The sequence below is a fragment of the Streptomyces sp. NPDC002537 genome, assembly GCF_053594975.1.
In genome coordinates, this window is the sequence record NZ_JBSFWT010000160.1 from 1 (window position 1) to 8,454 (window position 8,454).

9 protein-coding genes are annotated in these 8,454 nt (G+C 70.4%); 3 read left to right on the forward strand and 6 right to left on the reverse strand.

The window, feature by feature from the left end; translation table 11 throughout:
- Window positions 1-168: 168 nt before the first annotated feature.
- The gene (locus tag ACWD4A_RS34760) at window positions 169-843 is read right to left on the reverse strand and encodes a Crp/Fnr family transcriptional regulator (RefSeq protein WP_030367278.1); all 675 of its coding nucleotides are present in this window, start codon (window positions 841-843) and stop codon (window positions 169-171) included.
- A gap of 268 nt (window positions 844-1,111) precedes the next feature.
- On the opposite strand from ACWD4A_RS34760, the gene nth reads away from it, so the two are divergent.
- The 3 genes from nth (at window position 1,112) to ACWD4A_RS34775 (ending at window position 4,225) form a co-directional block, all read left to right on the forward strand.
- Entirely contained in the window at window positions 1,112-2,218 is a 1,107-nt protein-coding gene (gene nth, locus ACWD4A_RS34765) for an endonuclease III (protein ID WP_451200390.1), read from the forward strand.
- Window positions 2,219-2,260: 42 nt separating this feature from the next.
- Window positions 2,261-2,944: an NUDIX hydrolase gene (locus tag ACWD4A_RS34770; RefSeq protein ID WP_451200392.1), complete on the forward strand. Its 684-nt coding sequence runs from the start codon at window positions 2,261-2,263 to the stop codon at window positions 2,942-2,944.
- Window positions 2,945-3,025: 81 nt separating this feature from the next.
- On the forward strand, window positions 3,026-4,225 hold the full coding sequence (locus ACWD4A_RS34775; protein WP_451200395.1) for a MarP family serine protease: 1,200 nt from the start codon (window positions 3,026-3,028) through the stop codon (window positions 4,223-4,225).
- A 114-nt stretch (window positions 4,226-4,339) separates the two neighbouring features.
- Here the strand turns inward: ACWD4A_RS34775 and ACWD4A_RS34780 are convergent, their stop codons facing one another.
- The 5 genes from ACWD4A_RS34780 to ACWD4A_RS34800 all read right to left on the reverse strand — a co-directional run.
- On the reverse strand, window positions 4,340-4,555 hold the full coding sequence (locus ACWD4A_RS34780; RefSeq protein WP_451200398.1) for a hypothetical protein: 216 nt from the start codon (window positions 4,553-4,555) through the stop codon (window positions 4,340-4,342).
- 170 nt (window positions 4,556-4,725) lie between these two features.
- On the reverse strand, window positions 4,726-5,733 hold the full coding sequence (locus ACWD4A_RS34785) for an alpha/beta fold hydrolase (protein ID WP_451200400.1): 1,008 nt from the start codon (window positions 5,731-5,733) through the stop codon (window positions 4,726-4,728).
- Window positions 5,730-6,218, reverse strand: a complete 489-nt coding sequence (locus ACWD4A_RS34790) for a phage holin family protein (RefSeq protein WP_451200403.1) — start codon at window positions 6,216-6,218, stop codon at window positions 5,730-5,732. Before ACWD4A_RS34790 ends, ACWD4A_RS34785 begins: the two co-directional genes overlap by 4 nt.
- Before the next feature lie 81 nt (window positions 6,219-6,299).
- Window positions 6,300-7,697 (reverse strand): Na+/H+ antiporter NhaA, encoded by a 1,398-nt coding sequence (gene nhaA, locus ACWD4A_RS34795; RefSeq protein WP_451200405.1) that lies wholly within the window; start codon window positions 7,695-7,697, stop codon window positions 6,300-6,302.
- A gap of 214 nt (window positions 7,698-7,911) precedes the next feature.
- Window positions 7,912-8,454: AMP-binding enzyme (locus ACWD4A_RS34800; protein ID WP_451200406.1), on the reverse strand; the 543-nt coding region annotated here is incomplete at its 5' end.

Sequence of the window (8,454 nt, forward strand, 5' to 3'; positions counted from 1 at the left end):
AAAACGCTCGGCTGGGAAACCCCAGCCGAGCGTCTCGCTAAGCTCCTGGCCACAGCCAGTTGATCACTGTGTTGCTTCGACCCCTGGAATTCGCCCTTCCGGCGGGGGCCTTCGATGCGTTCACGGGCGCGTGCCGTCAGGCATGCACCGGGGGCGTACGCCCGTAGGTCAGCGGGACCGCTTGGCGAGGCGCTCCACGTCGAGGAGGATCACCGCGCGGGCCTCCAGACGCAGCCAGCCTCGGCCCGCGAAGTCCGCGAGGGCCTTGTTGACGGTCTCGCGGGAAGCGCCGACCAGCTGGGCGAGCTCCTCCTGCGTCAGGTCGTGCACCACGTGGATGCCCTCTTCGGACTGCACGCCGAACCGGCGGGACAGGTCCAGGAGCGCCTTGGCGACTCGGCCGGGGACGTCGGAGAAGACCAGGTCCGACATCGAGTCGTTGGTGCGCCGCAGGCGGCGCGCGACGGCGCGCAGCAGCGCGGTGGCCACCTCAGGGCGGGCGTTCAGCCAGGGCTGGAGGTCGCCGTGGCCCAGGCCGAGCAGCTTGACCTCGGTGAGGGCGGTCGCAGTGGCGGTACGCGGCCCGGGGTCGAAGAGCGACAGCTCGCCGATGAGCTCACCCGGTCCGAGGACGGCGAGCATGTTCTCGCGGCCGTCGGGCGAGGTGCGGTGGAGCTTCACCTTGCCTTCGGTCACCACGTAGAGGCGGTCGCCGGGGTCCCCTTCGTGGAACAGGGCGTCGCCCCTCGCGAGGGTGGCCTCGCCCATGGAGGCGCGCAGCTCAGCGGCCTGCTCGTCATCGAGCGCCGCGAAAAGCGGGGCGCGCCGCAGAACGTCGTCCACGAGTTCTCTCCTTGTCGACATGCACAGGGGACCGTGGTCCCCATGATGCCCGTCGGTAAAACTGTGTGATCAAACACAAGTGTCGCGCATCGTCGCCCGAAGCCCTACGGCAGGGGTCCGATTGGGCTGCGGATTTCCTGCGCACGGGCCGGATGTCAGCGCTGGGCTCTAGTCTGGCCGGGTGTCCAATACGCCGGTGAGAACACAGGGCAAGGGGGCCGGGAGGGTGACCGGGGCCCGTAATTCCGCTGTGGGCGAACACTCGTCCATGAAGAGGGCGAAAGCCGTGAGCGAGAGCAAAACGTCGGGTGCGGCGGCGAGTGACGCCGCTCCCGTGAAACGCGCGGCCAAGACCGTCGCCAAGGCCGCACGCAAGCCCGGAACCGTTGCCTCCGCAAAGCCTGCCGCGGCTGCGAAGACTTCTGCGAAGAGCCCGGCGAAGGCGTCCGGGGAAGCGCCCGCGGAGGCGTCCGCCAAGACGGCGGCGAAGGTTTCGGCCAAGGCTCCCGCCAAGACAGCGGCGAAAGCTCCGGCCAAGACTCTGGCCAAGGCTCCGGCCAAGACTTCGGCCAAGGCGAAGGAACGCCCTGCCGCCGTCGCAGTCGCCGGGACCGAGTCGCGTGCCGCCCTCGTGCGGCGCGCGCGCCGCATCAACCGCGAGCTCGCCGAGGTCTACCCGTACGCCCACCCGGAGCTCGACTTCGAGAATTCCTTCGAGCTCCTGGTCGCCACGGTCCTCTCCGCCCAGACGACGGACCTGAGGGTCAACCAGACCACCCCGGCGCTCTTCGCCGCCTACCCGACGCCCGAGGACATGGCCGCCGCCGACCCCGAGGCCCTGGAGCAGCTGATCAGGCCGACCGGTTTCTTCCGGGCCAAGGCCAAATCGCTCATAGGGCTCTCGACGGCTCTGCGAGACCGGTTCGACGGCGAGGTGCCGGGCCGCCTGGAGGATCTGGTGTCGCTGCCGGGCGTCGGCCGCAAGACCGCCAACGTCGTTCTCGGCAACGCCTTCGGCGTCCCCGGCATCACCGTGGACACCCACTTCGGGCGGCTCGTCCGGCGCTGGAAGTGGACCGACGAGACGGACCCGGAGAAGGTCGAGGCCGTGGTCTGCGATCTGTTCCCGAAGAGCGAGTGGACGATGCTCTCGCACCGGGTCGTCTTCCACGGGCGGCGCATCTGTCACTCCCGCAAGCCCGCCTGTGGGGCCTGTCCGATCGCCCCGCTCTGCCCGTCCTACGGAGAGGGCGAGACGGACCCGGAGAAGGCGAAGAAGCTGCTGAAGTACGAGAAGGGCGGGCTGCCGGGCCAGCGGCTGAAGCCCCCGCCGGACTACCCGGGCCTGCCGGCCCGCCCCCTGGGCGGCGAGTGAGCCCATGGGGGCAGCGATGAGCGCACGTACGAGGGGAAGCGCATGACCAGCACGTACGGCCAGGGAGCCACCGTCACCGCGGAAGGGCTGCCCGAGTGGCTCGAACCGGTGGCCCGTGCCTCGGAGACCATCGAACCGCAGCAACTCAGCCGCTTCCTGCCGCCCGATACGGGCGGCAGGCAGTCGGCCGTGCTCGTCCTGTTCGGCGACGGCCCCAAGGGGCCGGAGCTGCTGCTCCTGGAGCGGGCGGGGACGCTGCGCTCGCACGCCGGGCAGCCGTCGTTCCCCGGTGGCGCGCTCGATCCGGAGGACGGCGACCCGGCCGACGGCGCTCCCGTGCGGGCCGCACTGCGCGAGGCGCAGGAGGAGACCGGCCTCGACCCGTCCGGAGTGCAGGTCTTCGGGGTGCTGCCCCGGCTCTACATCCCGGTGAGCGATTTCGTCGTGACGCCCGTGCTCGGCTGGTGGCGCGTTCCCAGCCCTGTGCAGCCGGTCGACAAGGGCGAGACCGCACGGGTCTTCACCGTGCCCGTGGCCGACCTCGCCGACCCGGAGAACCGGGCCATGGCCAAGCATCCCAGCGGCCACATAGGCCCCGCCTTCAGGGTCGAAGACGCCCTCGTGTGGGGGTTCACCGCGGGGGTCATCGACCGGATCCTGCACTACGCGGGCTGGGAACGGCCTTGGGACCGGGCGCGGCAGGTCCCTCTGGATCAACGGGCCTGACGGGCATGAGACGGTGACCTCTGCCCCGCCCGGCGCGGGGCCGCCGCCACCGCCGACAACATCATTGCGAGGCATTTCCCGGTGAACGTGCTGGACGTCGTGCTGTTGATCGCTGCCGTGTGGTTCGCCGTCGTCGGCTACCGCCAAGGCTTCGTCGTCGGGGTGCTGTCCGTGGTCGGCTTCATCGGCGGCGGGCTGGTCGCCGTGTACGTGCTGCCTCTCATCTGGGACAGCGCCACGGGCGATGCCACACCGGGTACCGCCGCCGCCGTGGCGGCCGTCGTCATCGTCATCGTCTGTGCCTCGGTCGGCCAGGCCGCGACCACCCACCTGGGCAACAAGCTCCGTCGTCACATCACCTGGTCACCGGCCCGCGCGCTGGACGCCACCGGTGGCGCGCTCGTCAACGTCCTGGCGATGCTGCTGGTCGCCTGGCTGATCGGCTCCGCCCTCGCCGGCACCTCCTTGCCGACGCTCGGCAAGGAGGTCCGCAACTCCAAGGTGCTGCTCGGTGTCGCACGGGTCGTCCCCGCGCAGGCCAACAGCTGGTTCGCGGACTTCAGCACGGCCCTCGCGCAGAACGGCTTCCCGCAGGTCTTCGCGCCGTTCTCCACCGAGCCCATCACCTCGGTGCCCGCACCCGACCCCGAGCTCGCGCAGAGCCCCGTCGCCACCTCCGCCCAGCGCAGCATCGTCAAGGTCGTCGGCACCGCGCCCAGCTGCGGCAAGGTCCTGGAGGGCTCCGGCTTCGTCTTCGACCGACACCGGGTCATGACCAACGCCCACGTCGTCGGCGGCGTCGACGAGCCGACCGTGCAGATCGGCGGGCAGGGGCGGCAGTACGACGCGAAGGTCGTCCTCTACGACTGGAAGCGCGACATCGCCGTCCTCGACGTGCCGCAGCTGGAGGCGCCCGCGCTGCGCTTCACCGAGACCGACGCGGTGACCGGCAGGAGCGCCATCGTCGCGGGCTTCCCCGAGAACGGCTCCTACGACGTCCGCGCCGCCCGCGTCCGCAGCCGGGTCCAGGCCAACGGCCCGGACATCTACCACCGCGGCAACGTTCGACGCGACGTCTACTCCCTCTACACGACCGTGCGCCAGGGCAACTCCGGCGGCCCCCTGCTCACCCCGGACGGCAAGGTCTACGGAGTGGTCTTCGCGAAGTCCCTCGACGACGCGGACACCGGCTACGCCCTCACGGCGGACGAGGTGCGCCCGGACGCCGTCAGCGGCCGCAGGGCCACCGCCAGGGTCAACACCCAGGGCTGCGCCCTCTGAGCGCCCGAGAGGGCGCTGTACGGGCTCCTGAGGCGTTCTGCGGGGCCGGTGGGCCTGTGGGGTGTGGCGATGCGGGTGACCCTCGGCGCGGGGCGGGCCCGTGCCGAGGCGGCGTCAGCGACCGCGTGGGTGGTGGCGCAACCGCGCCGACACCCAGCGGGCGCGGCGGCGGATGATCCGCGGAATGCCGATGGTCGGGTCGTCGGGCCCGGCCCCCGGCCGGTGCTCCCCCCTTGCGGCCCTGTCGGTCACCTCGCTCACAGCCAGTGCGGCGTCGCCCTCGGCGACCCGCTCCTGCGTCGCGTCACGGTAGTCGTGCGTCCAGCCCATACAGAGGTCTGTGCCCGTGCCCAAAGGTCGGTAATCGCCCAGGGGTCGCTCAATTGGCCTATGCGCCGGGCAATTGGCCGTTCGAGGAACGGACGTTCTAGAGCGCTTGCCGGTGCGCTCCCCGCTCCGACCGGCCGGTTTCGGCCAGGCGGGAGCGGGGCCGCCGGACGTCAGCGATCCGGTTCCGGGTCCTTGAGCCAGTTGACCAGTTCCGTGGAGAACGCCACCGGGTCCTCCTCGTGGGGGAAGTGCCCGAGCCCGTCGAAGAGCCGCCAGCGGTACGGGGCCTCGACGTACTCGCCGGACCCCGCCGCGCTGCGCGTACGCATCACCGGATCGAGCGAACCGTGCAGGTGCAGCGTCGGCACCCGCACCGGACGCTTCATCCGGCGGTTGAACTGGACGCCGTCCGGGCGGGCCATCGACCGCACCATCCAGCGGTACGGCTCGATCGAGCAGTGCGCCGTGGACGGGATCGACACGGCCCGCCGGTAGATGTCGACCGCCTCGTCGTCCGGCAGCCGGGGCCCCGACCACTCCCGGATCAGCCGCCCCACCAGCGCCGCGTCGTCCGCGACCAGCCGCCGCTCCGGCAGCCAAGGCCGCTGGAACCCCCAGACGTAGGAACCGGCCGCGCTCTGTTTGAGGTCGGAGAGCATCGCCGAACGCCAGCGGCGCGGATGCGGCATCGAGGAGACCGCGAGCCTGCGCACCAGCTTGGGGCGCATCACGGCCGCCGTCCACGCGAGGTAGCCGCCCAGGTCGTGCCCCACCAGCGCGGCGTCCGGCTCGCCCAGCGAGCGGATCACACCGGTGATGTCGAGGGCGAGGTTCGCCGGGTCGTACCCACGGGGCGTGCGGTCGCTGCCGCCCACCCCGCGCAGGTCCATCGCGACCGCGCGGAACCCCGCGTCCGCGAGCGCCGGCAGCTGATGCCGCCACGTCCACCAGAACTGCGGAAAGCCGTGCAACAGCAGCACCAGGGGTCCCTCGCCCATCTCGGCGATGTGGAACCGCGCACCGTTCGCCGCGACGTCCCGGTGGATCCAGGGGCCGTCGGGACGTACCACCGACGCCCCGGAGACCACCGGGGCCGGGACCGTACGCGCCGCCGGAGCTCCGGCGGCGGGATCGGGTTCGGGAGACGCGGGCGCTGCGGAAGTATCGGGCACCGTCATACGGTCGAGCGTGTCACAGATGCGTCGGTGCGGCTCGTGTCGAGCAGCGACTGCGGATGCGGCTTGACCGTGCCCAGGACGGCAGCGGTCTGCTTTGCCGAGGCAATGCTCTTCTCGGGCTTCTTGACCTTCTTGAACCTGTTCACGGCCAGCAGCCCGAGGATCGCCGCCACCAGCAGGAACGCGCCGCCGACGATCAGGAACGACCAGGCGAGACCCAGCCCGAGGTTGTGAACCCCGTACGCCGCCGCGAAGCTCAGCACGGGCAGCGAGAACAGCGCCAGCGTGCCCGCCGCGGCGATCGCGCCACCGCCGATGCCGATCCGCTTGACGTCCTGCCGCAGTTCCGCCTTGGCCAGCGCGATCTCGTCGTGCACCAGCGCGGACAGCTCGGTGGTGGCCGTCGCCACCAGCTGGCCGAGGCTGCGGTTCGCGCCGTCGGCGTCGTTCACACCGGTCGCCGCACCGTCGTCGGCTGCGCTCATCGGCTGCTCCCTCTTCATCATCAGCTTCGTCATCTGCGGGTCTTCATCTGCGGGTCTTCAGCGGATATGAAGACTCTCAGATCATGCCGGACCATCGTCCCCGGTGGTGCGCCCGGCAGCGACTTCCGCCAGTCGGCGGTGCTCGGCGGCCTTGGCCTCCAGGATCGCGGCCATCCGGAGGTGGTACGCCGGATTGTCCTGTTCGTAGATGTCGGGGATGCCGTCGTGGTCCTCGTCGAGGTCCTCCTCGGCACACAGCTTCCGGTACTTGTTGTCGCGCAGTTTGAGCAGCACGCCGGCTATGACCGCCGCTATCAGCGAGCCGACCAGCACGGCGGCCTTGATCTCGTCGGTGAGCAGCTGGTCCCCCTTGAAGGCGAGCTCGCCGATCAGCAGGGAGACCGTGAAGCCGATGCCGGCCAGGGAGGCGACGGCCAGCACGTCCGGCCACTTGAGGTCCGGGTTGAGTTCGGCCCTGGTGAAGCGCGCCGCCAGCCAGGTCCCGCCGAACACGCCGATCGCCTTGCCGAGGACCAGACCGAGGACGACGCCCAGCGTCTCGGGCCTGGTGAAGACGTCCGACAGCGCGCCGCCGGAAATCACGACACCCGCCGAGAACAGCGCGAACAACGGCACGGCGAGTCCCGCCGACAGCGGGCGCACGAGGTGTTCGATGTGCTCGCCGGGGGAGTGCGCCTCGTCCTCGTGCCGGGTGCAGCGCAGCATCAGGCCCATGGCGACGCCCGCGATGGTCGCGTGGACGCCGCTGTTGTACATCAGGGCCCAGTTGACGATGCCCAGGGGCACGTAGACGTACCAGCCGCGTACGCCCTTGCGGAGCAGCAGCCAGAAGACCGCCAGTCCGAGTACGGCGAAGCCCAGGGCGGCGAAGTTCAGCTTCTGCGTGAAGAAGACCGCGATGATCAGGATCGCGAAGAGGTCGTCGACCACGGCGAGGGTCAGCAGGAACGCCCTGAGCGCCGAGGGCAGCGAGGTGCCGATGACCGCCAGCACGGCGAGTGCGAACGCGATGTCCGTGGCGGTCGGCACGGCCCAGCCGGCCGTCGAGCCGTGGCCCGTGGTGACGACGGAGAAGTAGACGAGCGCGGGCACGGCCATGCCGCAGATCGCCGCGACGACGGGCAGAACCGCCGCCTTCGGATCGCGCAGCTCGCCCGCGACCAGCTCGCGCTTGAGCTCGATGCCCGCCACGAAGAAGAAGACGGCCAGCAGTCCGTCGGCGGCCCAGTGCTGCACCGAAAGATTCAGGCCAAGGGCGCCGGGGCCGAAGTGGAACGAGCTGACCGCCTGATAGCTGTCGCGCAGCGGGGTGTTCGCCCAGATCAGCGCGGCGATGGCGGCCACGAGCAGCAGCACACCGCCGACGGTCTCGGTACGCAGGGCATCGGCGAGGTAATTCCGCTCGGGCAGCGGCAACCGGCCGAGGAAGACGGAGCGGCGGTTCTTGGGCGCGGCCACGGCGGAGGACCTCCTGGGGGTCGACTGGATACACGTGTGCTGTGTGCCGACCAGACTTCCCGGCGCGCCCATGATTCTTGTCGCGTTTTTGACGCGATGAATACTTACCTTAGCCCGAAAGAGCGAGGGGCACCCGGCGTGATGCCGGGTGCCCCTCACTTGTACGGGCTGTCCGATGGCTGCCCGAAGGGCTGCGCCGTCGTTGTGCTCCGGGTCAGTCCTCGCTGGTGGTGGCGGGGAGCTGGGTTTGGATGAGGTCCATGACGGAGGAGTCGGTCAGGGTGGTGACGTCTCCGAGGGTGCGGTTTTCGGCGACGTCGCGGAGGAGTCGGCGCATGATCTTGCCGGAGCGGGTCTTGGGCAACTCGGCGACGGGGAGGATGCGCTTGGGTTTGGCGATCGGGCCGAGCTGTTTGGCGACGTGGGCCCGCAGTTCCTCGATCAGGCCCTCTTCGCCGGCGTCGGCGTTGGCGCGCAGGATGACGAAGGCGCAGATGGCCTGGGTGGTCTGTGGGTCGGTGGCGCCGACGACGGCGGCTTCGGCGATCTTGGGGTGGGAGACGAGGGCGGATTCGACTTCGGTGGTGGAGATGTTGTGGCCGGAGACGAGCATGACGTCGTCGACGCGGCCGAGGAGCCAGATGTCGCCGTCGTCGTCTTTCTTGGCGCCGTCGCCGGCGAAGTATTGGTGTTCGAAGCGGGACCAGTAGGTGTCGAGGTAGCGCTGGTCGTCGCCCCAGATGGTGCGGAGCATGGC